The organism is Thermosynechococcus sp. PKX82, assembly GCF_031583255.1.
Taxonomy (GTDB): Bacteria; Cyanobacteriota; Cyanobacteriia; order Thermosynechococcales; family Thermosynechococcaceae; genus Thermosynechococcus.
The window spans coordinates 1,634,987-1,660,378 of the sequence record NZ_CP134169.1; the positions used below are offsets into that span (position 1 = coordinate 1,634,987).

The 25,392-nt window shown below is 53.9% G+C and carries 27 protein-coding genes; 19 read left to right on the top strand and 8 right to left on the bottom strand.

The window, feature by feature from the left end; genetic code table 11:
- Window positions 1-7: 7 nt before the first annotated feature.
- Window positions 8-1,735, bottom strand: coding sequence for a gamma-glutamyltransferase (gene ggt / locus RHH53_RS08115; RefSeq protein ID WP_302676196.1), 1,728 nt, complete (start codon window positions 1,733-1,735; stop codon window positions 8-10).
- A gap of 99 nt (window positions 1,736-1,834) precedes the next feature.
- Between ggt and RHH53_RS08120 the strand changes: the two genes are divergently transcribed.
- From RHH53_RS08120 to RHH53_RS08175, 12 genes are all read left to right on the top strand, one after another.
- Window positions 1,835-3,664 carry an NAD(P)H-quinone oxidoreductase subunit F gene (locus RHH53_RS08120; protein ID WP_302678010.1) on the top strand — a complete coding sequence of 610 codons (1,830 nt, stop codon included), beginning with the start codon at window positions 1,835-1,837 and terminating at the stop codon, window positions 3,662-3,664.
- Window positions 3,649-5,145 (top strand): NADH-quinone oxidoreductase subunit M, encoded by a 1,497-nt coding sequence (locus tag RHH53_RS08125; protein ID WP_310743649.1) that lies wholly within the window; start codon window positions 3,649-3,651, stop codon window positions 5,143-5,145. Before RHH53_RS08120 ends, RHH53_RS08125 begins: the two co-directional genes overlap by 16 nt.
- A complete protein-coding gene (locus RHH53_RS08130) occupies window positions 5,142-6,287 on the top strand; it encodes a CO2 hydration protein (RefSeq protein WP_302676194.1) in 1,146 nt (381 codons plus the stop codon). Before RHH53_RS08125 ends, RHH53_RS08130 begins: the two co-directional genes overlap by 4 nt.
- Before the next feature lie 66 nt (window positions 6,288-6,353).
- Window positions 6,354-7,631 (top strand): serine hydroxymethyltransferase, encoded by a 1,278-nt coding sequence (glyA, locus tag RHH53_RS08135; RefSeq protein WP_302676193.1) that lies wholly within the window; start codon window positions 6,354-6,356, stop codon window positions 7,629-7,631.
- Between the two features lie 31 nt (window positions 7,632-7,662).
- Window positions 7,663-8,709: an MraY family glycosyltransferase gene (locus RHH53_RS08140; protein ID WP_310743650.1), complete on the top strand. Its 1,047-nt coding sequence runs from the start codon at window positions 7,663-7,665 to the stop codon at window positions 8,707-8,709.
- Window positions 8,710-8,713: 4 nt separating this feature from the next.
- The gene (locus tag RHH53_RS08145) at window positions 8,714-9,964 is read left to right on the top strand and encodes a competence/damage-inducible protein A (protein ID WP_310743651.1); all 1,251 of its coding nucleotides are present in this window, start codon (window positions 8,714-8,716) and stop codon (window positions 9,962-9,964) included.
- Window positions 9,961-10,368 (top strand): hypothetical protein, encoded by a 408-nt coding sequence (locus RHH53_RS08150; RefSeq protein ID WP_310743652.1) that lies wholly within the window; start codon window positions 9,961-9,963, stop codon window positions 10,366-10,368. Before RHH53_RS08145 ends, RHH53_RS08150 begins: the two co-directional genes overlap by 4 nt.
- A 442-nt stretch (window positions 10,369-10,810) precedes the next feature.
- Complete coding sequence (locus RHH53_RS08155; protein WP_310743653.1) at window positions 10,811-13,234, top strand: YadA-like family protein; 2,424 nt, start codon at window positions 10,811-10,813, stop codon at window positions 13,232-13,234.
- Window positions 13,235-13,339: 105 nt separating this feature from the next.
- Window positions 13,340-13,498, top strand: coding sequence for a hypothetical protein (locus tag RHH53_RS08160; protein ID WP_302678015.1), 159 nt, complete (start codon window positions 13,340-13,342; stop codon window positions 13,496-13,498).
- A complete protein-coding gene (locus RHH53_RS08165; RefSeq protein WP_310743654.1) occupies window positions 13,498-14,460 on the top strand; it encodes a glycosyltransferase family 9 protein in 963 nt (320 codons plus the stop codon). The genes RHH53_RS08160 and RHH53_RS08165 overlap by 1 nt, the downstream gene beginning before the upstream one ends.
- A complete protein-coding gene (locus RHH53_RS08170) occupies window positions 14,453-15,043 on the top strand; it encodes an HAD-IIIA family hydrolase (RefSeq protein WP_206199736.1) in 591 nt (196 codons plus the stop codon). The genes RHH53_RS08165 and RHH53_RS08170 overlap by 8 nt, the downstream gene beginning before the upstream one ends.
- Window positions 15,044-15,045: 2 nt before the next feature.
- Entirely contained in the window at window positions 15,046-15,549 is a 504-nt protein-coding gene (locus RHH53_RS08175; protein WP_206199737.1) for a hypothetical protein, read from the top strand.
- Here RHH53_RS08175 and RHH53_RS08180 read toward each other — a convergent pair.
- Together RHH53_RS08180 and RHH53_RS08185 are read right to left on the bottom strand one after the other, a co-directional pair.
- Window positions 15,538-16,233, bottom strand: coding sequence for a Crp/Fnr family transcriptional regulator (locus tag RHH53_RS08180; protein ID WP_206199738.1), 696 nt, complete (start codon window positions 16,231-16,233; stop codon window positions 15,538-15,540). The genes RHH53_RS08175 and RHH53_RS08180 overlap by 12 nt on opposite strands.
- A 5-nt stretch (window positions 16,234-16,238) precedes the next feature.
- A complete protein-coding gene (locus RHH53_RS08185) occupies window positions 16,239-16,661 on the bottom strand; it encodes a hypothetical protein (RefSeq protein ID WP_310743655.1) in 423 nt (140 codons plus the stop codon).
- A gap of 389 nt (window positions 16,662-17,050) precedes the next feature.
- Here RHH53_RS08185 and RHH53_RS08190 point away from each other — a divergent pair, with 389 nt between their 5' ends.
- From RHH53_RS08190 to RHH53_RS08200, 3 genes are read left to right on the top strand one after another with little or no spacing between them, the layout of a single operon-like run.
- On the top strand, window positions 17,051-17,260 hold the full coding sequence (locus RHH53_RS08190) for a DUF2997 domain-containing protein (RefSeq protein WP_190278215.1): 210 nt from the start codon (window positions 17,051-17,053) through the stop codon (window positions 17,258-17,260).
- 20 nt (window positions 17,261-17,280) lie between these two features.
- On the top strand, window positions 17,281-17,667 hold the full coding sequence (locus RHH53_RS08195) for a DUF1257 domain-containing protein (RefSeq protein ID WP_206199740.1): 387 nt from the start codon (window positions 17,281-17,283) through the stop codon (window positions 17,665-17,667).
- 22 nt (window positions 17,668-17,689) lie between these two features.
- The gene (locus RHH53_RS08200; protein ID WP_206199741.1) at window positions 17,690-18,118 is read left to right on the top strand and encodes a ferredoxin; all 429 of its coding nucleotides are present in this window, start codon (window positions 17,690-17,692) and stop codon (window positions 18,116-18,118) included.
- Here RHH53_RS08200 and RHH53_RS08205 read toward each other — a convergent pair.
- Window positions 18,105-18,536 carry an NfeD family protein gene (locus RHH53_RS08205; RefSeq protein WP_310743656.1) on the bottom strand — a complete coding sequence of 144 codons (432 nt, stop codon included), beginning with the start codon at window positions 18,534-18,536 and terminating at the stop codon, window positions 18,105-18,107. The genes RHH53_RS08200 and RHH53_RS08205 overlap by 14 nt on opposite strands.
- 203 nt (window positions 18,537-18,739) lie before the next feature.
- Between RHH53_RS08205 and RHH53_RS08210 the strand changes: the two genes are divergently transcribed.
- Genes RHH53_RS08210 through RHH53_RS08220 form a run of 3 tightly spaced genes read left to right on the top strand, consistent with a single transcriptional unit; the run spans window position 18,740 to window position 20,455 of the window.
- The gene (locus RHH53_RS08210; RefSeq protein ID WP_190278217.1) at window positions 18,740-18,916 is read left to right on the top strand and encodes a hypothetical protein; all 177 of its coding nucleotides are present in this window, start codon (window positions 18,740-18,742) and stop codon (window positions 18,914-18,916) included.
- Window positions 18,917-18,954: 38 nt separating this feature from the next.
- On the top strand, window positions 18,955-19,719 hold the full coding sequence (locus RHH53_RS08215; protein ID WP_310743657.1) for an EI24 domain-containing protein: 765 nt from the start codon (window positions 18,955-18,957) through the stop codon (window positions 19,717-19,719).
- The gene (locus RHH53_RS08220) at window positions 19,700-20,455 is read left to right on the top strand and encodes a DUF429 domain-containing protein (RefSeq protein WP_310743658.1); all 756 of its coding nucleotides are present in this window, start codon (window positions 19,700-19,702) and stop codon (window positions 20,453-20,455) included. Before RHH53_RS08215 ends, RHH53_RS08220 begins: the two co-directional genes overlap by 20 nt.
- On the opposite strand, the gene RHH53_RS08225 is transcribed toward RHH53_RS08220, so the two are convergent.
- Complete coding sequence (locus tag RHH53_RS08225) at window positions 20,452-20,751, bottom strand: DUF6825 family protein (protein WP_206199745.1); 300 nt, start codon at window positions 20,749-20,751, stop codon at window positions 20,452-20,454. The two genes, RHH53_RS08220 and RHH53_RS08225, sit on opposite strands and share 4 nt — an antisense overlap.
- Window positions 20,752-21,036: 285 nt before the next feature.
- On the opposite strand from RHH53_RS08225, the gene RHH53_RS08230 reads away from it, so the two are divergent.
- A complete protein-coding gene (locus tag RHH53_RS08230; protein ID WP_302678022.1) occupies window positions 21,037-22,728 on the top strand; it encodes a SulP family inorganic anion transporter in 1,692 nt (563 codons plus the stop codon).
- Here the strand turns inward: RHH53_RS08230 and RHH53_RS08235 are convergent.
- Genes RHH53_RS08235 through RHH53_RS08245 form a run of 3 tightly spaced genes read right to left on the bottom strand, consistent with a single transcriptional unit; the run spans window position 22,719 to window position 25,347 of the window.
- A complete protein-coding gene (locus RHH53_RS08235) occupies window positions 22,719-23,231 on the bottom strand; it encodes a DNA-3-methyladenine glycosylase (protein WP_255451731.1) in 513 nt (170 codons plus the stop codon). The two genes, RHH53_RS08230 and RHH53_RS08235, sit on opposite strands and share 10 nt — an antisense overlap.
- Window positions 23,232-23,277: 46 nt before the next feature.
- Window positions 23,278-24,363: an acyl-CoA dehydrogenase family protein gene (locus tag RHH53_RS08240; RefSeq protein ID WP_310743659.1), complete on the bottom strand. Its 1,086-nt coding sequence runs from the start codon at window positions 24,361-24,363 to the stop codon at window positions 23,278-23,280.
- A 3-nt stretch (window positions 24,364-24,366) separates the two neighbouring features.
- The gene (locus tag RHH53_RS08245) at window positions 24,367-25,347 is read right to left on the bottom strand and encodes a DnaJ C-terminal domain-containing protein (RefSeq protein WP_206199748.1); all 981 of its coding nucleotides are present in this window, start codon (window positions 25,345-25,347) and stop codon (window positions 24,367-24,369) included.
- Window positions 25,348-25,392 lie beyond the last annotated feature (45 nt).

Sequence of the window (25,392 nt, forward strand, 5' to 3'; positions counted from 1 at the left end):
TTCTCCTCTACCAACCCATGGCAGCACCTTCCCCCCGCGGATCGGCTGCCCCTTCCAATTGTCCCTGATCCAAAACGCGAATTAAGCTGGCATTTCCCCAAGGGCGGCTTTGTTCTACCCGATAGCCCCACTGTTGCCACGCTTGAATCCAAGAACTTGGAATCGTTGGCTCGACAAAGAGGGTATCCGGTGCCCACTGCTGATGAATGCGGGGACGGGCAACGGCGGTGGCGGCATCCTGCCCTAAATCAACGACGTTCAGAAACAGTTGCAGCACAGTGGTAATAATGCGACTGCCGCCGGGGGAGCCTAAAACCATATTGGGGCGATTATCCTTGAGGACAATTGTTGGACTCATGCTCGAAAGGGGACGCTTGGCGGGTTCGATGCCATTGGCAAGGGGGGCATTTTCTGATTGAATACCAACCACACCAAAGAGGTTGGGTTGATTGGGGGCAATGGCAAAATCATCCATTTCATTGTTGAGGAGAATCCCCGTTTGCGGCACCACCACACCCGCCCCAAAGGGACCATTAATCGTAAAGGTTAGGCTAACGGCATTTCTTTGGGCATCGACAACATTCAGGTGACTGGTGTTGTCTGACTCTGCAAGTTGAATTGGGGTTGCGGCACTCACAGCACGTTGGGGACGGGCACGACGGGGAAGAATTTCAGTGACCCGCTGTTGGGCATAGCGAGGATGGGTGAGGGCCGTGACCGGCACCGGCACAAAGTCACTATCCCCGAGGTAACGGGCGCGATCGGCGTAGGCAATTTGCATGATGCTGGCTAGGTAGTGACCGCGATCGCTGGGGGTAGAAGCAGGGGGCAACAGTTGCCAGAGGTTGAGCATTTGCACAAGGGCCACACCACCAGCAGAGGGGGGTGGCATCGAACAGACCTGAAACGCACGATAGGTGCCACAAATTGGCTCTCGCCAAACGGGGGTATAGGTTCGTAAATCCTCTAGGGTGATCTTGCCCCCTTGCTGCGCCATAAACTCGGCAATCGCTCTGGCAATCCAACCCTCATAAAAGCTGCGGGGATCACGGGCGATCGCCCCCAAGGTTTTTGCTAGCTCCGGCTGTTGAATCACCGTGCCCAAGGGGGGGACTTGGCCATCCCTGAGGAAAATGCGCGCGGCGGTAGCATCGTGCTGCAGAACGGCTTGGCGCATCGTTGCCCACTGCTGATAACGTGGGGTAACCGCAAACCCCTGTTGGGCAGCCTGAATGGCGGGTGCCACCACCTGCGACCAAGGCAGTTGACCATAGTGCTGGTGCAAAGCGGCTAAGCCAGCAACGGTGCCGGGGGTGCCTGCGGCCAAGACTCCATCCAAACTGGCGCGGGGAATCACCTCTCCCTTCGCGTTGAGATACATCGTTGGTGTCGCTTGCAGGGGGGCACGCTCCCGAAAATCAAGGGCACGCAGGGTTTGAGATTGGGCGTGATACACAAGGACAAAGCCACCGCCACCAATCCCAGCGGCATAGGGTTCAACGACGGCGATCATGAATGCGGTTGCCACGGCTGCATCCACGGCATTGCCCCCTGCCTTGAGGATATCTCTTCCTACGTTTGCTGCTGCGAGTTGAGCTGCTGTCACCATTCCCCGCTGGCTAATCGTTTGAGCTGGGGCGGGTGGGGCGGCAAAAAATGTTACCGCTAGGACAATAGCGAGGAAGGGCGATCGCCCCCATTGCTCAACCTTCCCTAGAGTGAATCCTTGCCCCATGATTGATTTGGCTCAAAACTGCTGCGGAACCCCAGCCTGTAAAATACACGAAGAGAGCAGTATTGCAAACGTCCTCAACCGCCAAGGTTCATTTTTGCCATGCCAAATTCACTGTTAGAAACCAGTTGGTGGGTACCCTGTTATGGCTTAGTGGGTGCAGCCCTGACGTTGCCTTGGGCCACCGGTGTTGTGCGGCGCACCGGGCCTCGACCCGCAGCCTATTTCAATCTGCTGATGACGATTGTTGCTTTTGTGCATGGCTTTTTCCTATTGCAACAAACTCGCAGTGGCGCCACCGCAACGATTGTTTGGCATTGGCTACAGGCACCGGGACTCGATCTCTCGTTTTCATTGCTCATCAACAGTGTCACCACGGGGGCTATGGAGTTGGTGACGGGTCTGAGTATCCTCGCCCAGATTTTTGCCCTTGGTTACCTCGAAAAGGACTGGGGCATGGCACGCTTCTTTGCCTTGATGGGCTTTTTTGAGGCGGCCCTCAGTGGCATTGCGATCAGTAACTCGTTGCTCCTCAGCTATGGTCTGTTGGAGATGCTGACCCTCTCGACCTATTTGCTGATTGGCTTCTGGTATGCTCAGCCCCTTGTGGTCAAAGCAGCACGGGATGCCTTTCTCACCAAACGGGTGGGGGATATCTTACTCCTCATGGGGGTAGTCGCTGTCGGCAGCCTTGCGGGGAGTTATGATTTTCCCGATCTCTACCAATGGGCAGAAGACGCGAATTTACCAGACGGTTGGGGCTTTTTACTGGGCTTAGCCTTGATTGCAGGTCCCACGGGTAAATGTGCTCAAGTGCCTTTGCACCTGTGGCTCGATGAAGCGATGGAAGGACCCAACCCCGCCTCGATTATGCGCAACTCAGTGGTGGTGGCGGCGGGTGCCTATATTCTCATTAAGCTACAGCCGATTCTGGTGGCCTGCCCGGGGGCAAACATTGCGCTGATCCTGATTGGGGCGGTGACTGCCATCAGTGAATCCCTTGTTTCCATTGCCCAGATTGACATTAAACGGGCACTGTCCCACTCGACGAGCGCCTATCTGGGGTTGGTGTTTATTGGGGTCGGCACCAACTGGACAGATTTTGCCCTGTTTGTCTTGCTCACCCACGCGATCGCCAAGGCACTGCTGTTTATGAGTATTGGCAGTGTGATTATGACCACTAACTGTCAGGATTTGACGGAATTGGGGGGCTTAGGCGGACGGATGCCAGCCACAAGTTCAGCCTTTGTGATCGGCGGTCTATCCCTAATTGGCTGTCTGCCCTTGGGTGCCTTTTGGTCGTTTTATCGCGGCATTGACTATTACTGGCAAACCCAGCTTGGCTTGGTGGGGCTGATTTTGCTGGTTAATACCCTAACGGCTGTCAACCTCACCCGTGTCTTTCGCTTGGTCTTCTTGGGGTCTGCCCAACCCAAAACCCGCCGCGCCCCCGAAGTGCCTTGGCCGCTGGCAGTGCCAATGGTCACCCTGAGTATTTTGAACTTGCTGGTGCCCTTCATTTTGCAGCGAGTGCAGTTGTTACCGACAACGATTGATTGGTGGATTGTGGTTCTGCTTGTGGTGTCGGGATTCACTGGAATTCTCCTTGGCGGCTTTGTCACCCTCAAACGCCAGTGGACACGTCCGATCAAGGTGCCCTTGCGCTTTGTGCAGGATCTGTTAGCCTACGATCTTTACATTGAGGAACTCTATCGCTATACCGTGGTCTGGGCAGTGCGATCGCTCTCGCAGTTGAGCGCTTGGGTGGATCGCCACATTGTCGATCGCATTGTGAATACAACGGGTGTGGCATCCCTTGTGGGGGGTGAGTTGCTCAAGTACAGTGCCAGTGGTCAATCCCAAGCCTATTTGCTGCTGGTGTTCATTGGTGTGGCGATTCTTGGGGGGGCGATCGCATGGCTACTACTGTAATGCCGCTGTTAAGTTTCCTTCTCTGGGTGCCCTTACTCGGTGCCCTTGCCCTCAGCCTGTTACCCGCTGAAAGTCTGGGACGCACCTACCGCAGTTTAGCCGCTGTCGTGATAGCGATCGCCCTTGTCGTCAGTCTCGCGATCGCCCGTCTATTTGACCCCGCCAATGCAGCACCGCAATTAACCGAGGTGATTCCTTGGTTGGAGCCACTGGGCTTGAGCTATCGCCTGAGCGTGGATGGCCTGTCGCTGCCGCTATTGGTCTTAAATAACTTCCTGACGCTGATTGCCCTCTTGGCCACTTCTGTCAATCTGCCCCGTCCGCGGTTGTATTACCCGCTGGTACTGCTGTTGAATGCGGGTGTCAGTGGCGCTTTTTTGGCCGATAATTTGCTGCTCTTTTTCCTCTTCTATGAATTGGAGTTGATTCCCCTCTACCTTCTGATTGCGATTTGGGGTGGGGCACGGCGCAGTTATGCCGCCACCAAGTTTTTAATTTACACAGCCATTTCTGGGGTGCTGCTCTTGGCTGGCTTTCTGGGACTGGTGTGGTTAGCCCATGCCCCCTCCTTTGACTTTGACCCCCAGTTATCCACCCTCTTACCCCTGAGTTCACAGCTGGTTCTGTTGGGGCTGATTTTGGTGGGCTTTGGCATCAAGATTCCCCTCGTGCCCTTCCATACGTGGCTACCTGATGCCCACGTTGAAGCCTCCACGCCGATTTCTGTGCTGCTGGCGGGGGTACTCCTGAAATTGGGTACCTATGGGCTAGTGCGCTTTGGCGTGCAGTTATTTCCGCAGGCATGGCAAGTTTTGGCGCCGGGGTTGGCCACTTGGGCGGTAGTCAGTGTCCTCTACGGTTCCCTAATGGCGATCGCCCAAACGGATATGAAAAAAATGGTGGCCTACAGTTCCATTGGGCACATGGGGTTTGTTCTCTTGGCCACTGCCACTGCCACTCCCTTGAGTATTTTGGCGGCTATTGCCCAAATGATGAGCCACGGGTTAATTTCCGCCCTCCTCTTTTTACTGGTGGGGGTTGTCTATGAAAAAACCGGCAGCCGCAACATTGAGGTACTGCGGGGATTGCTGAACCCTGAGCGGGGGTTGCCCCTGATTGGTAGCCTGATGATTGTCGGTGTCATGGCCAGTGGCGGTATCCCCGGCATGGTGGGCTTTGTGGCGGAGTTCCTGATCTTCCGCAGTAGTTTCCTCACCTTCCCAGTGCAAACACTCCTGTGTATGGTGGGGACGGGCTTAACAGCAGTGTATTTTCTCTTGCTGGTGAACCGCGTCTTTTTTGGTCGTTTGCCCAATGAATTGACGGATTTGCCGCCCGTGGCGTGGGGCGATCGCCTGCCGAGCCTCCTATTAGCCACGCTAATCTTGATCTTAGGGATTGTTCCCAACTGGCTGATCCATTGGAGTGAAACCACCGTTAGCCTTCTCACCACTGCTGTTGCTACGCTGCCCGTACCATGACCCTGATTACTGCTGCTCCAACCTCCCTGCATCAAGAACTGCGTACCGCCATCCTAGAGCGGTTGCTGAATGGTCAAGCCCTGTTACCGGATACGCCAACCCATGTGATGGAAGTGGTGGGCATCCTCAAAAGCTATGGGGTGGTGCTCAAGGCCTACGCGGAAAATCTCTGCGACATTAGTGAGCGGCAGTTTCTGGTGCTCTTTCCCTTTTTCAAATACTTCAACGGTGAGATTACCATTCCCAAGCTGCTGCGCCACTGGTGGCACGACCGCATTAACTACGAATACGCCGAATACTGTATGCGTGCCATGATGTGGCATGGGGGCGGCGGTCTTGATGCCTTCCTTGATTCGGCAGAATTTCGGCAATTGGCGGCCAAGGCGATCGCCGCTAAACTGCGGGGCAATCCCCTGATGCAATTCGTGAACCAGCTTTTTCCAGAGTTTTTGCTGGAAACGGTGCGGATGCTCTGCTACTACAGTGGCTTGGGGCAGTTTTGGACGGTGATGTATCCCATCTTTCTCACCTTGAGCGATCGCTACGATGCGGGTGAGATTCGCAGCATTCCCGATGTCGTAGATCATATTCGCGCGGGACTGATTGCGGCTGCCGATCGCCCCATTACCTACAGCGTTACCATTCACGGCCAAACTTACGATATTCTGCCGGCTAGCGCTGGTCTTACCTTTTTAGCCGACACCGCCATTCCCTATGTCGAAGCGGTGTTCCTGCGGGGTACCCCCTTCTTTGGCCTCATTTCCTTCAATGCCCAAGCGCAACAAATTTCCCGCGATCAAAGCGAGTTTGGTTATGGTGCCCTGTTTGCGGATCCCATTCCCACGGGTGCGGCTGGTATTCCTCCCACACTGCTCATGCAGGATATGCGCCACTATCTCCCTCCCTATCTTTTAGAGTTCTATCGTCGCCAAGGCCGAGGGGAAGACGATCTGCGCGTGAAAATTTGCCAAACCTTCCAAAAATCAATGTTTTGCGTCACCACAGCGGCAATCACTGCCCTTGCCCCCTATCCTTGGACGACCACTGACCCCCAAGAGCAAGCCGCCAATCGGGCATTCTACGAAACGTGGCTGGATCGCCTCGAAACCTCCCGCCTCTGGAACGTGCAACTGAGCAACTAACCAAGGCTCAGGCAGCGATCCGCGATAAGATAGTAAGGCAGTTCATCTCCCTCCATCGACAATAAAATGACCCATATTGATTGGCTTGCGCAAACGGATCCCTTGGTCGCTGAAATGGTACAGCGGGAAGTCCAGCGGCAGCAGCAACACCTTGAACTGATTGCCAGCGAAAACTTTACTTCTCCTGCGGTGATGGCCGCTCAAGGCACAGTTCTCACCAACAAATATGCCGAGGGATTGCCCGGTAAACGCTACTACGGTGGCTGCGAATTTGTGGATGAAGTAGAGCAACTGGCCATCGATCGCGCCAAGGAACTCTTTGCCGCCGCCCACGCCAATGTGCAACCCCACTCCGGTGCCCAAGCCAATTTTGCCGTCTTTTTGGCACTGCTCAATCCCGGCGACACGATTATGGGGATGGATTTGTCCCACGGTGGCCATCTCACCCACGGTTCCCCCGTCAACGTTTCTGGTAAATGGTTTAACGTCGTTCACTACGGTGTCCATCCTGAAACAGAACGCCTCGATATGGACCAGGTGCGGGATTTAGCGCGGCAGCACCGTCCTAAGCTGATCATCTGCGGCTATTCCGCCTATCCGCGCGTCATTCCCTTTGCCGAGTTTCGCCAAATTGCCGATGAAGTGGGGGCCTACCTCATGGCCGATATTGCCCACATTGCCGGTTTGGTTGCCACAGGTCACCATCCCAATCCTGTGCCCCTTTGCGATGTGGTCACCACCACCACTCATAAAACCCTGCGCGGCCCTCGCGGCGGCCTGATTCTTACCCGTGATGAAGAGTTGGGCAAAAAGTTCGATAAAGCCGTCTTTCCCGGTACCCAAGGGGGGCCGTTGGAGCACGTTATTGCCGCTAAGGCGGTGGCCTTTGGTGAAGCCCTTAAGCCCGAGTTCAAAGCCTATTCTGGCCAAGTGATCCGCAATGCCCAAGCCCTCGCTGCGGGGCTGCAAGCGCGACAACTGCGCCTTGTCTCTGGGGGCACCGATAACCACTTGATGCTGATTGACCTGCGATCGGTAAATCTAACGGGCAAAGAGGCCGATCGCCTGATGGGGGAAATCAATATCACCACCAATAAAAATACGATTCCCTTTGACCCTGCCTCCCCCTTTGTCACCAGTGGTCTGCGGTTAGGAACCCCAGCGTTGACAACCCGTGGCTTCACTGAGGCTGAGTTTACGGAAATCGCCGAAATTATTAGCGATCGCCTGCATGCCCCCGAGGATGAGGTGATTAAAAACCGCTGCCGCGAGCGGGTGGCTGCCCTCTGTACTCAATTTCCCCTCTATCCCCACTTGCAATTGCCGCAACCAGTGCTAGCCTGAGAGGGAATCCTGCTGCCAATGCCCTGAACAGATGCTGTACCACCTGATTGCCTTCCTTGCTGCCATTGCCGTTGTTCTGTTGGTCACCCCCATTGTCAATGACTTTGGCCAGAAGGCAGGGTTTGTCGATCGCCCCAATGCCCGTAAGATTCACACTCGTCCCATGGTGCGTTTAGGGGGGGTATCGATCTTTTTAGGCAATCTGGTGGCGCTGCTGATTGTTTGGAATGCGGGAGGATTTGGCGTCCTACCTCAGCCAGCAGAATATGAGATTTGGGGGGTCACCCTTGGCGGGGTGGCCTTTTTCCTGATTGGCCTAGCGGATGATCTGCTGACTTTACCAGCGCTTCTACGCCTTGTCCTGCAATTTCTGGTGGCGGGCATTGTCTGGGCCGTGGGTGTCAAAATTCGCATTATCACAGTGCCTTTGGTGGGAACTGTTGACCTCGGCTGGCTCAGTTTGCCCTTGACCACAGTGTGGCTAGTGGGGATTGCCAATGCCATTAACTTCATTGATGGTGTGGATGGCCTAGCAGCCGGGGTGTCGGGTATTGCTGCCTCAGCGATGCTGTTTGTCTGTATGCTGATGGGGGAGCCGGAGGCAGGACTATTGGCAGCTGCCTTGGCAGGAGGTGCCTTGGGGTTTCTACGCTATAACTTCAATCCGGCACAAATTTTCATGGGCGATGGCGGCGCCTACTTCATGGGTTTTACCCTTGCCGGCCTAGGGGTCATTGGCCTTGTGAAAGCCTACACAGCGGTGGCAATTTTGCTGCCCCTATTAATTCTGGCTGTGCCCATTGTGGACACCTCAACCGTTGTTTTTAACCGCCTTCTGAAAGGGCAGTCTCCCTTTGCCGCCGATAAGGGTCATCTGCACCATCGCTTGCTCAAGGCTGGTCTTTCTCAGCGGATGACGGTGCTGTTTATCTATTGCCTAACGCTATGGGTGGGGAGTCTGGCCTTGGCCTTGGCCGGTTTGCCGGGAGGATGGGGCTATGCCGTGGCTGCCTCCCTTTTGATGGGCTTTGCCGCTTGGTATGTATGGGAACGGGTGCGCAACAACGAAGATGACTGAAACAATGAGCGCAGAGATTATTTGCGTGGGCACAGAATTGCTGCTGGGGGAAATTCTCAACAGCAATGCCCAGTTTTTGGCCCAGCAACTGGCAAGCTTGGGGATTCCCCACTACTATCAAACCGTGGTGGGCGACAATCCCACGCGGATTAAGAAAGTCGTCGCCATTGCCTGCGATCGCGCCCGCCTATTGATTTTCACGGGTGGCCTTGGCCCCACGCCCGATGACCTGACAACGGAAACCATCGCCGATTTCTTTCAAGCGCCCCTCGAAGAACGTCCTGAAATTATTGCCGATCTAGAACGCAAGTATGCCCATCGCGGCGGCTTTAGTCCCAGTAACCGTAAACAGGCGCTCCTGCCTGCGGGCGCCCAGATTTTGCCCAACCCGATTGGCAGTGCCCCCGGTATGATTTGGCAGCCGCGCACGGGTCTGACAATTCTCACCTTTCCCGGTGTTCCCGCCGAAATGAAGCAGATGTGGCAAGAAACTGCGGTGCCCTTTTTGCGCTCCCAGGGCTGGGGAAAAGAGGTAATTTACAGCCGTGTGCTGCGTTTCTGGGGCATCCCTGAATCGGTACTTGCGGAAAAAGTGGCTGCCCAAATTGCCCGTGAGCATCCCACGGTGGCGCCCTATGCCAGCAATGGGGAAACCCGCCTCCGCATTACCGTCCGTGCCAAAGATGAAGCGGAGGCCCAGCAATTGATTCAACCCGTTGAAGCAGAAATCCGCCAAATTGTCGGCCTAGATTGCTACGGTGCGGATGAGGATACCCTTGCCAGTGCAGTGGCGCGGCTGCTTCAGGAACGACAGCAAACAGTGGCAGTGGCAGAGTCCTGCACCGGCGGTGGCCTTGGGGAGATGCTAACCCGTTTGCCGGGGAGTTCCCTCTCGTTTAAGGGGGGCGTAATTGCCTACGCCAATGATGTCAAGGTAACTCTACTGGGGGTCAATCCTGAGGACTTAGAGCAAGAAGGCGCCGTGAGTGCCGTGGTGGCTGCCCAGATGGCTTTAGGAGTGAAAACGCGTTTAGGCAGTGACTGGGGCGTCAGTATTACCGGGATTGCTGGCCCCGGCGGCGCGACGCTCAGTAAGCCAGTGGGACTGGTGTATATTGGCGTGGCACTGCCCAATGGCGAGGTCATGACCCGTGAATTTCGCTTTAGTGGTCAACGGGGACGGGATTGGGTGCGACATCTCAGTGCGATGAATGCCCTCGATGTATTGCGGCGGCAGTTATTGGTGAATCGATGAGTCACGGTCTGCTCTGGTTACCCCTATTAGCTATTTTTATCGTGCTGGCATGGTTGGGCTGGGTCGAGTACCGGAAGGTGGAACACTATCGCCAGTGGGCAAAAAATTTTGAAACCAGTAAATATGACATTGCCGCTGTCCTCGGTCAGCAGGGCGATCGCTTGACGTGGGGACACCCTACCCAACAGGGCATTATTCATTTGCAAACTTGCGAATTATCGACTATTCAAAACATTTGGATTGAGTGTAACGGTCAACGAATTGACACACAAACTACTCATTCTAAAGGAGCAATTCAACTGGTGCTAGAAACCTTTACAGGAGACTGTTATCGCATTCCTTTTACAGAATTCACCCTTGCCTTGGCATGGCGCGATCGCCTACAACGGGCGATCGGGAACTGATAAGGTTGATTAAAAACGAAAAAAAATCTAAATTGTGCTTGACTAAGCTTGACAATTAAGCGAAGTCTGACTAGAGTTACTTAAATAGTGAGCTAACGGGGGATACCAAAAAGGCAGGGTTTTCCTTCGCTTTTTTAGCGACGGTAGGACTTGTGTCTTTTTGGGTTTAAGGAAAGAGTAGCCCATAGGAAAGTGCAAAATTCTACAAAGCACTTGACTGTTGTATTTACACCTTAACCTTGGGAGGCCTATCCTCATGTGCAAAAGACTACACCCCGTTTTGGCTTGTGTTGTTAGCACAACAGTGCACATTATTCTGGTCACCACACCTGCATTGTCTCAAACTCTAGACTGTGGGAATCCTAGTGGTTCCTTCAATTCTACCGGTGGTGGAGCGAACGACAACCTAATTTGTGGCGCAAATAACAATTTACTCCCTGCCTTGCAACGGTCTATTGCTGTTGGTATTAGCAACACAGTAAATGGTGGCACTGTCGCCAATCATGCGATCGGTAGCAACAATAACCTTGGGTCAAACATAAATACCGAAAACACCGCTGTTGGTCATAACAACCAAATTAACGGAGTTAATGCTCAAAATCATGCCTTTGGCTCTAACAACGCAATCGGCTCTGGAGCGCCTATTCCAACTACAGAAGAAGGCAACAATAACACTGCCCTAGGAGCACAAAATCGAGTCGGCACAGTTGGAACACCCAATCCTTCAGATCCTTTTTTTCCCGACTCAGCTCGCAATAACAATACCGCAGTCGGTTATCAAAACGTTGCTGATGGCATTGCGGGTACAACTGGCAGTAACAACACCGCCATTGGCATGCAGAACCAAGCCCAGGGTGATAACAACACTGCTGTGGGGATGCAGAACCAAGCCACCCAAGCAAACGCCACCGCCGTGGGGATGCAGAATTCAGCGAATGCAGTAAATGCCACCGCTGTGGGGATGCAGAATTCAGCGAATGCAGTAAATGCCACCGCTGTGGGGATGCAGAATTCAGCGAATGCAGTAAATGCCACCGCTGTGGGGATGCAGAATAATTATGATGGCACCAGCAACACCTACCTGACCCCTGGCGACAACAGTACCGCTGTAGGGATGCAGAACCGAGCCACCCAAACAAACGCCACCGCCGTGGGTAGACAGAACTTTGCCACTCAACAGGACGCCACCGCCGTAGGCTCTGGTAACCAAGCCCAAGGATTTCAGAGCAGCGCGGTTGGCTTTACAAACACTGCCCAAGGAACTAGAAGCACCGCAATGGGGTATGTGAACCAAGCCCAAGGAAATAGAAGCACGGCAATGGGGTATGTGAACCAAGCCCAAGGAGATAGAAGCACCGCAATGGGGTATGAGAACCAAGCCCAAGGAGATAGAAGCACCGCAATGGGGTATGATAACGACGCCTTGGGAGATGCCAGCAGCGCAGTTGGCTTTGAAAACACCGCACAAGGAGTTCAGAGCAGCGCGGTTGGCTTTGCAAACACTGCCCAAGGAGTTCAGAGCAGCGCGGTTGGCTTTGTAAACACCGCCCAAGGAGTTCAGAGCAGCGCGGTTGGCTTTGCAAACACCGCCCAAGGAGTTCAGAGCAGCGCGGTTGGCTTTGCAAACACTGCCCAAGGAGATAGAAGCACCGCAATGGGGTTTGTGAACCAAGCCAATGCAGACAACACTACAGCTGTGGGGATGCAGAACCTAGCCCAAGGGCTTGACAGCACCGCAATGGGTTCAGGCAACCAAGCCACCCAAACAAACGCCACCGCTGTGGGGATGCAGAATTCAGCGAATGCAGCAAACGCCACCGCTGTGGGGATGAGGAATAATTATGATGGCACCACCAACACCTACCTGAACCCTGGCGACAACAGTACCGCCGTAGGCTCTGGTAACCAAGCCCAAGGAGCTAATAGCACCGCAATGGGTTCAGGCAACCAAGCGCTGGGGGCTCGTAGTATTGCCATTGGCCACCAAAGTACTGCAAATCCGGCTGATAGTATTGCAATTGGTCAGACTGCCCAAGTCGTGGGTGGTGCTACTGATGGTGTGGCCATTGGTAGAGGTGCCACAGTTCAACATGCCAACAGTGTGGCCATTGGGGCAAACTCTGTAACAACACAGGCCAATGTTGTGTCTGTTGGTGCCCCCGGTGCTGAACGCAAGGTTGTCAATGTTGCGCCTGGCCTCATTGCACCAACGAGTACGGATGCAATTAATGGCAGTCAGCTCTCTGCCCTCATCAACCAACTGTTTGCTACAGGAATTTGTTCAATCACTAACGCAACAGTAACGTGCGGTAACATTGCTTTGGGAAATGCTGCTAACCCTGGGGGTGCCAATAGTATTGCCATTGGCAACAATTCGACGACGGGTGCCAATAATGCCATTGCCTTTGGCCCATCGGCACAGGCCATCCATCCCAACAGTGTGGCCATTGGCGCTGGCTCTGTAACAACAGCTCCCAACACGGTTTCTGTGGGCGCCCCAGGAGCAGAACGCCGAATTACCAATGTGGCCACCCCCATCAATCCGACGGATGCTGTCAATAAAGCCTATGTTGACGGCATAGGAGCAGTGGCCTTGGGAGCAGCGAATGCTTACACCGATGCTCAAATCAATCAATTACGGGGAGAGGCCTTTGCGGGCATTGCCTCGGCAGCAGCACTCATGCCGATTGTGCCGGCACGTTCTGGTCAAACCACATTTAATGTGGGATTTGCAACCTACGGTGGATACAGTGCAGCTGGGATGGCCATAGCCCACCAAATCGGACCGGTGATTATTGATGCTGGGGCAAGTTTTTCTAGTGCAGGCTATCCCTTAGCACGCATTGGTATCGGCGCCCGTTTTTAGAACAATAGGGAACTAGGGGGCTTTGATGTCCACATTTGGGAAAAGACGCTAGCCTTTAAAATTGCAGCTAAGCCTCCTCAATACTGCCCAAGGAAACCTAGCCCTATGGATGTGTCTGTGGTCAACCAGAATCCACCATTTATGCTGAATCAGCCAGCAACGGCTCAGTCTTGGATCAAGCCCTGCCAAGTGGTCTCCTTCTGGAAAGGCAGTGGCTTTTGTGGGGCTTTGGATTCAAGGCTTTTTGCTGTTGGAGGTCGCTGATGAAAAATATTGTTGCGCTGGTGCCAGGCGGTATTGGGGATCAAATTTTGTTTTTTCCTACCCTCGAGGACCTCAAAACCCACTTTCCGAATAGTCAAATTGATGTGGTTGTTGAACCCCGTGCGGTTGCTGCCTACCAACTGAGTTCTACAGTCCACCAAGTGATTCCCTTTGACTTCAAAGACCGCAATGCCTTGGCTGAGTGGGTAAACCTGATTGGTATGTTGCGGGATGGGGAGTACGATGCCATTCTCTCCTTGGGGCGCAGTAAGGCGGTGCGCTTTTTGCTGTGGCTGACGGGGATTCCCAAGCGCGTGGGCTTTGCGAAGCTCAATCCCTTGGGGTTTCTCACCGATGCGGTACCTGTCAACCTTGATCAATACAGCGCCGCCACCTACCACGACTTACTGCAAGCCTTTGGTATCACTACCCCCTGTCCCCTGCCCAAGGCCGTGATTGCTGAGGCGGATCAACAGTGGGCAACGGCAGAGCAGCAACGCCTAGGAATTACTGGGCGGTATCGCCTCTTGCACGGTGGCTCAAGTCAGATGGCACTTACCAAGGGAATTAACAAAATTTACCCCCCCGCTGCTTGGGTTGAGGTCATCCAGACGCTGCAACAGCAGGAGCCGCACCTGCCCTTTATCGTGGTCTGTGGGCCTGAAGATCACGCATGGGTGAGTGCGCTAACGCAGGCGCTACAGGAGATTAAGATTAGCCGTCCTCCAGACTTGCGCAAACTGGCAGCTCTAATGCAACAGGCACAACAGATTCTCTGTACCGACAGTGGCCCGATGCACATTGGCGTGGCGGTGGGGACTCCCCTTGTGGCGCTTTTTGGCCCTACGGATCCTGCCAAACTCCTGCCCAACGATCCGCGCTTTCGAGCCGTCAAATCCCCTACTGGCAACATGGCCGATATTCCCGTGTCAGCCGTGATTGAGGCGGCTCGCCATGGCTAGACCGGCTGTCTTTCTCGATCGCGATGGCGTGCTGAACCAAGAGGTGGGCTATATTCACCGCCTTGAGGACTTACAGCTCATCCCCGGTGTGGCTCAGGCAGTGCGACGGCTCAATGATGCGGGGTGGTTTTGCTGCTTAGCCTCCAATCAATCAGGTCCTGCGCGAGATTATTACAGCATCGATCATGTTCATGCCCTGCACCACAGACTTCAGGAGTTGCTAGCCGCCAGTGCCGGTGCGGTGTTGGATGCGGTTTATTTCTGTCCTGATCTCAGCCGTCCTGAAGGGGGAGTGGTTGCCGACTATGCGGGCTGGACAACATGGCGCAAACCCAATACAGGAATGCTCGTAGCGGCCGCTTGGGATCATGATTTAGATCTCAGCCGCAGTGTCATGGTGGGGGACAAAGCGACCGATATTGATCTGGCGCGGAATGCCGGCTGCTATGGGATTTTAGTACAAACCGGCTTTGGCGATCGCGTTCTTGAGGGGAGTTACCAGCACGCCAGTCGACCCGATTACATTGCAGCAGATTTAGCCGCTGCCGTAGAGTGGATTTGTACGCACCTTGCACCCCGTTAGCGATGAGCGCATCGCCAGACTATACCAAGTTTCCCCTTGCTCTACTGTTGCTGGTGGTTCTGGGCTACGTCCTCGTGGGCTGGTATTTGTCTGCCTATCCTTGGCTGTGGTCAGCCTATGCCTCTTTTTTGGCAGCAATTCTGATAGTGTTTGTTGTGGGGGGCACCTCTAGCCTGTTGCGATCGCGCCAGAGCAACCCTAGAAATATCTTTAGTAGCTTAATTATGCGCGTGGGCACCCCCAGTCTCTTGACCGTACTGGTGCTGAGTACCGCTGTCACCCTTGCCATTATTGCCTTTCACGTCTTTAGTGTGATCGCCATTCTCATTGGCACCGAAATTCTCGTGCGCATTGAAATGAAAGCTGCTGGCTACCACAACTGGCAAATTATGCTAGTGCTGATTCAAATGGCAATTTTAGGGGTGTTCATTGGCTGGAGCATTGGGCATTACTTGCTGCCATCCTCTTCAGGGCAATCATTATTGTTCTTAGTCCTAAAGGAGTAAACTTTCTAGGGCACGTAGATTCGTAATGCACAGGCTCTCTGGGTTGCGGCGAATAATCCCCCTGCGCTCCAGCTTCCCAAGCACCCGTGTTACCGTCTCCCGTGCCATGCCACTTAAGCTACTCAGTTCGCGGTGGGGCAGATTCGGAATTTCTAGGCCATCCGCTCCCTGTCGCCCTTGACCATCCGCCAAAAACAGCAAAATATCCGCCACCCGTGACATACTATCCGATTCCCGCAGCCGCAGCCGCCGATTCAGTTGCCGGAGCCGTCGTGCCATCAACTTGGCGAGGCGTATGCCCGCTTGAGGTTCCGTATTGACAAGATTGACAAAATCCGTTGCGGGCATATTGGCCACAACTGTCGGTGTTAGGGTAATCACATCCGTTGAGCGGGGCACTTCCTCTAGGGGAGCCATTTCGCCAAAGAGTTCGCCGGGACCGAGGATATTCAGGGTGACTTCTTTGCCATCAATGTTGTAGGTGCGAATTTTGACCCAGCCACTGAGGATGAAGTAAACTGATGTGCCCCAGTCATTCTCCAGCAAGATCACGCGGTTAGCGGGATGCTGACGTGTCACTACATGGGCTAGGGCTTTCTCCACCACCGCCTGGGGTAAGTCGCGAAAAAAGGGCGTATTTTGTAAAGATAATTCAGGTGCAGGAGAACTACGCCGTTCTTGCATAAAGGTCAAAGCCGAGAGGGCGAAAGCAGAGGCTGAGCAGACAGGTCATCAGGCGCTGCAGGGAAATCAATACCTGTGATCTTACCATTGCTATCCATCATCACAATCAATGTATCTGTAACGTTAGAAAACGCTACCTTGATACTGACAATATTGTCGTTGATCTGACTCCCAAGACGCTCTTTGTACACGCCTACCCGCCTCAGAAAATTGGCTTGGCGTTGCTTCAATTTTTTCGGTGAAAACTCCCGTTGCAGTTGCGGATGTAAATAGCTCAACGCTAAATCAACGTGATTGCCAAAGAGGGCATCGAGAAATTGTTCAGCAGTGTGTACTTGGTCTTGGGGATTGACATTGATGGATTCTTGGGACTCGCCGCGGGCGATCGCTGGCCACAGAGAGGAAGATACCCCCCGTAGGAATGCCAAGGCTAAAACTGTTAATGGTGAAAAAGACTGCCCCATATTTTTTTAAGTTTTTTTATGGTTTTCTGAGAGTTTAAGGCGAAACGAATTTCTGAATATCATACCGCCTTTTGCAGAGGGATTGAGTGAGGTCGCGATCGCCCTGAGGCCGCCGTCCCGTCCAAGAAAAGCAATTCACATATCTCTTATCAATTCTCGACGCAGACTTGGCTCTATAGATGACTGATTCTTCAGGTCTTCAGGCAGCCGGAGGAAACTGCTGCGGAGTGTAAAGTTTATTAAAGCCCTTGACTCCTTTGGTTAGCCTTCGTCACAATGAGTTCCATAGGTTAGGACTTGAATTTTATCCTCGTGAGCGGTTTGTCATAACTGCGAGGGAGTAGGTTGTGCCAATGCTAGAAACCCTTGAATTCGTGATTTATCCCGATGGCCGTGTCGTTGAAACGGTGACGGGAATTTCTGGGGCATCCTGTGCTGAGGTGACTGCTGCCATTGAAGCGCAGCTGGGGTGTGTCATTAGCCAACAGCCCACCGCAGAATACTACGCTCCCCAAGAGGAAGAAAATCAATTGGTTGTTCAATCTGTCCCCTCCCAGTGGTAATCGTTGAGGATTGGTGATCCATGTCGCACTTCAGCCAAATCAAAACCCAAATTCGCAGTTTACCCGCCCTCCAGTCTGCCCTAACGGACTTGGGCTTACCATGGCAATCTGGCTGCCAAGAAGTGCGCGGCTTTCGCGGTCAAACCCAAACGGCTCAAGTCGTTGTTCCCCAAGACAACGGCTATGACATTGGCTTTCGCTGGAATGGCACCGAGTATGAGCTAGTGGCAGATTTGGAGTTTTGGCAGCAGGCATGGTCAGTGGATCGCTTCTTGAATAAAGTCACTCAGCGCTATGCCTACCATGCGGTGTTGCAATCCGCTACTGAGCAGGGCTTCCAAGTGCAGGCCACAGAACAGCAGGCCGATGGGAGTGTCAAGCTCGTATTGCAACGCTGGCGTTCCTAGCCGTTGAAGATCATTCAAAACAATGGAGAGGCACGGGGCAGAGGGGCAACCCCTTGGTTTAGAGCCAGAACTTGGCGGCCAACTTCGCCAAAGTGAACCTCGCAGCGGCTACGAACCTGAACTCGGGGGCACTCACCGTCAGCGCGGTGTCTATGTCGATGAAATTACCTGTATTGGCTGCAAACACTGTGCCCATGTGGCGCGAAATACGTTTTACATCGAGCCGAACTACGGGCGATCGCGGGTGGTACGCCAAGATGGTGACCCCCTTGAACTGATTCAAGAAGCCATTGATACCTGTCCCGTTGACTGTATCCACTGGGTAGATTACACGGAATTAAAACGGCTTGAGAAAGAACGCCTTGAGCAGGTGGTTCCCCTTGCCGGTTTCCCCATTGATCCAGCCACCACGCACCGCAAGAAACGGCGATCGCCCCCTAGGACTGAATAGCATCCTCGGGCATCACAATCAGCATCGTTCCCTGACGGCCAATGATAATCACCCGCTGATGTTCGGGAATGGCCAAGCGGGGATCACCACAGCGAGCTTGCCAAGAAATCCCTTCGTACAGCACTCGCCCCGTCTCGCCAGCGGGGATTTTCGTAAGTGTTTCCGCCTCGGCGGCTTCCTTGAGGACGGGGGGAACTCGCTTTGGTTGATACCGCCGCAGGAGAAAGGCCACCACAACAGAGAGCAGCATCCAGAGGAGAATCTGTATTGAAAAGCTGGGAATCAGAAACGAGAGAAAGGCAACAATCAGGGCGCTGAGGCCGAGAGTGGCTTCCATAAAAGCCGTCGGCAAAACAAGCTCCATCACAAAAAGAATGATGGCAACAATTAACCAAATCCAAAAGGGAGACAGGGGCATTGCTCTTATCACCCAAGGCAGCCACTTCAACGATAGCTCAAACTCTGCGGCTACAGCGAGCAGGTTTAACCGTTTTGAGTGTATTCAATTCTTGCGAAAGGTTGTACTGGAACTTACAAGAGTCCCACTGCGTCAAGAGAGCCAGCACTCAAGAGAGATTCATTCGATTCTGTACAATAATGACTTCAATGAGGCGAACAACGATGACGGATCTATTCATTCCCCTCCTGGTGGGACTTCTCACCCTTGGACTGTTGACCAGTTGGCTATGGCGACCGACAGCAACGCCAGTTTCCCGTGCTGAACAGGTCAATACCCCTGATTTTGTTGCCGATGCGCCGCCGCCGGATGATGAAGGAACACCGCCCCGCCGTGGATAGGCTAGGATTTTCCTAGGGGCTTCTAGAAGAATGATTGAGTGATCAAGCAGCTTTGGGCAGCAGGACGGCGGTTTCAGGCGGGTTTCTTTGCCTTTGGTCGTGGTCTTTTTTTTATCGCCCGTTATCGTCTTTGGGGCTATTTGCTGTTACCTGCCTGCTTGAGCCTCGTTCTGGGGGTAACGCTTATCATTGCTGCTTTCTGGGCTGTTCAAGTCATTGGTGATTATTGGTTTGTGGGTGGGGAATGGCAGTGGCTATACCAAGGGTTCATTGATATTTTGGCAACCCTCATTGCTGTCTTTTTGGCCCTAATTGGCTATCAAACGCTGATTCCCCTTGTGGTGATTCCTTTCCTTGGTCCGCTGCTCAACCGTGTTGAAAAAATTACCACGGGACAAACGATTGAGGTGGGGTGGCGGCGCGATCTATTGAACGCTATTATCGGTGGTTGGTTTGCGCTGCGGGATGCAGTGTTGCAGGTGATCTTCCTGCTGCTTTCATTTCTAACAGGGCCGCTGCAACCTATCGTGATGGCGATCGTTAACAGTTTCTTTCTAGGGCGAAGCAGCTTTGATTACCTCCTTGAAAAACACAGCACCTCTTTGAGAGAGCGCAAGCTCTTGACCCGTGCCTATACGCCACAAATCTATGGCCTTGGTTTGGCGCAGTTTTTGGGGCTGCTGATCCCCTTCGTCGGTTTGGTGCTCGTACCACCCGTGGGAGTTGTGGCTGCTGCTTTGCTGATTCAAGATCATCCACCGCAACAACAGTTGATGGCAGTGAATGCGGTTTCTCGGCGTTGATCTGGCTTGGAAAGGAGGGGCATCAGGGTACTGCTGTTTGCAGTGGCAGGGACAAGATTTGGCGGTGGTCGCTTGCGATCGCTCCCGTGATACGGATGAACTTTTGGCATGGATTGATCGCGATGCACCCTCTGCGCAAGCAGCCATGGTGGCGGTGGATGCCCCCCTCATTATTCCCAATTTGCGGGGAATGCGTACCTGCGATCGCCAAGCTCACCAACTGCTTGGGCGCTATCACGCCGGCTGCTATCCGGCCAATCAGCAATCCCCCTTTGCGCAGCACACCACGGGTTTTAGTCAAGCCCTTAGCCAACGGGGGTTTCGCCATGCGCCTACAATCGCCCCCCAAGCACACGGGCGATTTCAAATTGAAGTCTTCCCCCATGCCACGGCGATCGCCCTCTTTCAGCTTGACCAAATCATTAAATACAAAAAAGGCCGCCTTGCAGAACGAGCCAAAGGGTTAGCCAAGCTTAGGGATTTAATGGCCACCCAGCTTCCCCACTGTGAGCCACCCTTAGCACTAGAACTCACTATCGAAATCCTCAGCAACGGGCGAGACCTCAAGGCTCTTGAAGATCAACTCGATGCCGTTCTCTGTGCCTACACGGCAGCCTATTGGTGGTATTGGGGGCGCGATCGCCACTGGGTTTTGGGTGGTGAGTCTTTTTCCCCAGAGCCAGCATCAACCGATGCCTACTTAAAAACTGGCTATATTGTTGTTCCGCGTGCCTAGCTTTCGCGATTGCGGTAGCGTTGCAGTTCCGTGCGTAGAGCAGCAATTTCCGCCCGCAAATCATCAATCAAAGCTTGCCAATCCACTTGTTGGCTACGCCGAGGCACCACCATTTCTGCTTCTTGACGGGCACGAGCTTGCACCTCTTCCATGAATTGATGGAGCCGCTGCTGCTGCTCGGCATCAAATCGCCCCAGTTGACTTAGGAATTCCACAAATAGATGCTGCGCCTGATCACGCAGGAGCGTTGCGGTTGCTCGACCAAGGAAAAAGGCATCCAGCGGCGATTGACTCATAGGAGTGTCATGACCTCGTAAGTTGCTGCTCTCAATCCCTGAGTGTAACAAAGTTTTACAGTGAGCAAGCCTCGCTCTCTGCCGATTCTCCCCTTTTTGCCTATAGGACAGATAAGAAATTCTTTGATGTTTTCCCTAGACCGATTGTCTCCCCTAAAGCATAGAATTATATCAATTAAATATTTTCTTACCATAGCTACAAGTTATGAGGATACTCCCATAGGGAGTGCTCTTAACAGCGATTTCGCTATGACACCCTCTCTAGATTCGCCAAAAGGGGCAGAAATGCTAACAAATTTAGTTAATCGAGTTCACTTTCGCTATTGGCGCGGCGATCTCTTTGGTGGGCTGACTGCCGCCATTGTCGCCTTGCCGATGGCCTTGGCCTTTGGGGTCACCTCTGGGGCTGGTGCAACGGCGGGACTGTACTGCGTCGTCTTTCTTGGCTTTTTTGCGGCTCTCTTTGGGGGCACGCCAACACTCATTTCCAATCCGACAGGGCCGATGACCGTCGTGATGACGGCAGTGATCACCCGCCTGACCAGTGAATATCCCGAACAGGGGTTATACATGGCTTTTACGGTGGTAATGCTGGCGGGCGGTTTTCAAATCCTCTTTGGTCTGTTGCGGTTGGGTAAATACATCACCCTCATGCCCTACACCGTGATTTCTGGCTTTATGTCGGGAATTGGCCTAATCATGATCCTGCTGCAAATTGGTCCCCTGTTGGGGCACAGCAGTAAAGGGGGGGTCTTGGGGGCAGTGCAAAACTTGCCAGAGTGGATTCAAACCTTGAACTCGGCTGCCCTTACCTTGGGCTTGTTCACCCTCGGACTCATTTATTTCACGCCCCAGAAAATTCGGCGAATTGTGCCGCCACAGCTTCTCGCCTTGGTTTTAGGCACGATTTTGTCAATGGTGTTTTTTGCGGATGCCGGTTTGACCCGCATTGGCACGATTCCCACGGGGCTGCCAGCGTTTGTGCCGCCGACGTTTACACTGCCTGCGCTGAAAACGATGATTGTGGACGGGGCAATGCTGGGGATGCTCGGCTGTATTGATTCGCTCCTGACCTCGGTGATTGCCGATAGCATTACCCGCACCCAGCACGATTCCGATAAGGAACTGATTGGCCAAGGTATTGGTAACCTACTGTCCGGCTTATTTGGTGGTCTGCCCGGTGCCGGTGCCACGATGGGCACAGTGGTGAATATTCAAGCGGGGGGACGCACCTGCTTATCGGGCATGATCCACGCTGTCATTCTACTGATGGTGGTGCTGTGGGCTGCGCCTTTGACGGAACCGATTCCCAATGCCGTGTTGGCGGGGATTCTGATCAAGGTGGGGATTGACATCATTGACTGGAATTTTCTCAAGCGTGCCCACCTCTTGTCCCTGCGGGCGGCCTTCATTATGTATGGTGTGATGCTGCTGACGGTCTTTGTGGATTTGATTGTGGCGGTGGGTGTGGGTGTCTTTATTGCCAATATGCTGACGATCAAGCGCTTGGCGGATCTGCAATCGGAGGATGTGAAGGCGATTACCCACGCCGATGATCAAACGCCCCTCACCCCCGAGGAAAAAGAACTCTTCCGCGAAGCCAAGGGTCAACTACTACTCCTGCACCTTGGGGGTCCAATGAGTTTTGGCTCCGCTTGGGCAATTTCCCAGCGGCAGGCGATCATGTCGGACTATAAGGTGCTGATTCTGGATGTCAGCAGTGTGCCCCTGTTGGGGGTAACGGCAACGTTGGCCATTGAGTCACTCATCCAAGAGGCACAAAAGCATCGTTTAGCAATTTTTCTCGTGAATGGTTCGGCGGATAAGGTGCAACAGCGGCTGCAACGCTTCCGTATTTTGGATCGGTTGCCGGCAGACCATGTGGTGAGCGATCGCCGACAAGCCCTCGAAAAGGCGATCCAGTTTCTTCACCAACCGGAGGAATTGCTGGAGGTGACAACGGGCAGCTACGAATAACGCGAGACCGCCGGGTTGCCCTGCACATACCACCGCCACGGAATCTCCTGACCTTGGGAAATACCAATGCGAGTGGTTTGTACCACAGGGGCTGTTAGGGGTTGGGGTGGCTTTTCTAACCAGAGGCCGCTCTCTTTCCCTAGCATCAAGCCCGAAAGCTGGCGATCGATCCCCAAGACTTGGCACAGTTTCCCCGGACCAGCAGCACTGCGGGGGGGCAAGGGCGGACTAAGCATCTCAAGGGCACGAATGAGAACAGCACTGGCAAAATTGGGGCGATCGCTGGCGATATTCAGGCAGTGGTGAATGCCATAGATTTGATAGACATAGATTGTCCCTGGTGCCGCAAACATCGGGGCGTTGCGAGCCGTTTGGCGACGGTAGCCATGACACGCGGGGTCGCCGGCCATATAGGCTTCAGTTTCAACAATACGGCCGCGGTAGAGTTGACCATTGGCCTGCTGTCGCACGAGAAGACACCCCAGTAATTCTTGGGCAACCACTGGGGCAGGGCGAGCCAACCACTCAAGGGGCAGACACTGATCTTGCTCAGTGGGAACCCTTTTCAAGCAACAAATCCTCCATCAAGGCATGGCGCACGGGGGCATTCAAGCCAGAGACGGTGTAGAGCATGGCTTCGCGATAGAGACGCTGCACTGTGTGACTGAGCATCAAGGCACTGCCACCCGTTGTCATCAGGGCAGCCTGAGCCGCTTGGACGGCAAGGTAAATGGCGGCGGCGCGCAGTTTTGCATGGTGGGGGGGATTCAGGTTCTCTAGCTCTTCTTGAATCTGGTCGTAAAGGCGGTGCCAGCGATCGCGAAAGTGGTGATAGAGGTCTTTGGCGTCGGCACTCTCAGCGAGAATCTGCAAACTGGCACGGGCACAGCCCATGGGGGCGGCACTGCCCCGCAGCAATTGCTGGCGATCGCGGACGGCCAGCCAATCCACCTCACTGATACCCACTACATCTTCCCGCGGCACCAACCAATTCACCACTTCTGCTTGCACCGTTTGAGTTGAGGGCACAGCCGCTAGAGGCAAGGGCAATGAGAGGTGCAAAATGCCACCGCCAGCCTGTTGGGCATTGATAAAGGGCATGAGGGCAAAGAGAAGACGCCGATCGGGTAAAGGCGCGGCGGCCACAAACATGGTCATGTGCTGAAAGCCACTGAGCCAAGGCAGCGTGCCCCGCAAGAGGTAGCCCCCACTGGTGGGTTGAGCTTGTAGATCCACTGGGTTGTGGCGTAGGTGGGAAAAGCTGACACCAATCAACAGCTGCCCCTTCATTAAGTCCGCCAAGTAGGTTTGGGCAACGTTCCCTTCAGGATGTTCAAGAATCATCCCCAAGGCGGATTGATGTTGTGCCACCAAAAAGGCAAGGGCACCGGAGGTTTGCGCTAGTTGTAAGCTCAAATGCCAGAGCGTGCGGCGATCGCACCCCAATCCCCCCCTTGCCTTGGGTACCGCCAAACGAAAAATGCCCAAATTCCCTAGGGCTTGCAGACTTTCCGATAAAAGGGACTTTTGCTGATCAATGCGGTTGGCAATTGGCGCAACAACGGTACTGAGGTAGGTCTGAATGTCCTCTAGGAGAGGCTGCGCTGCGGGGTCAGCAAAGACCAAGGCATCCATAGTTTAGGAGTACGCCAGATGGGCACGGGGGTTGTAGGACTCAATGGCCTGAAGTTGCCGGTAGAGATCGCGTTCAGCATCACTCAGTTGGGGCGGCAGTGTAATGACAATTTCCACCAGTTGGTCACCGCGATCGCCATCGGGGCGAGGATAGCCCTTACCCGCCAGTCGCAAACGTTGGCCTGTGCGCACCCCTGCTGGCACCATCATTTTCACCCAACCATCGAGGGTCGGGGCTTCAATTTGGCCGCCGAGGGCAGCCTCACTGGGGGTCACGGGGAGTTCACAGACAATGTCGTAGTCCTCAAGGCGAAAGAGGGGATGGGGCGTCACTTGAATTTTCAGATAGAGATCACCTCCACCCGTACCTTGACCCCGCAGCCGAATCCGCTGACCCGTAACCATCCCCGGTGGCAGCGTCACTTCTAAGGAGCGCCCATCCCCAAGGCGAATCCGCTCCCGTCCCCCTTCGTAGGCCTTCTCGAGAGGGATTTCTAGGGTGGCTTCAGCGTCGCGACGACTCACAGCGGTATAGGCGGTTTTGACGGTGCCGGGGCGAAAGTAGTCTGTGTCTATCGTAGGCGAGCGACGGGGGGGATCCGCAGCAACCGTAGAGGTGCGGGGCGATCGCCGACCCAACAGTTGATCCAAAAACTCTTGAAAATTATCTTCACTGAGGTCGGGTTCTTCCCTGACACTGGTGCCATTGCGCCGAGCCATAGTGGTACGTTGGGAAGGGCGAGTGCGAAAGCCGGGCTGTGACCAATATTCACCGTAGCGATCGTATTGCTCACGGCGAGCCGGATCACTTAGGACTTGGTAGGCTTCACTAATGTCTTTGAACTTCTCTTCAGCAGCGCGATCGCCCGGATTCATATCGGGATGATACCGCCGCGCCAGCCGCCGATAGGCACGTTTAATTTCCTCAGTGCTCGCACCTCGATCCACGCCCAAAAGCTGGTAGTAATCTCGAAAATTACGCATCGACAGTCCTATCTACACTCACAGTTGCAGCAAACAATGCAAACA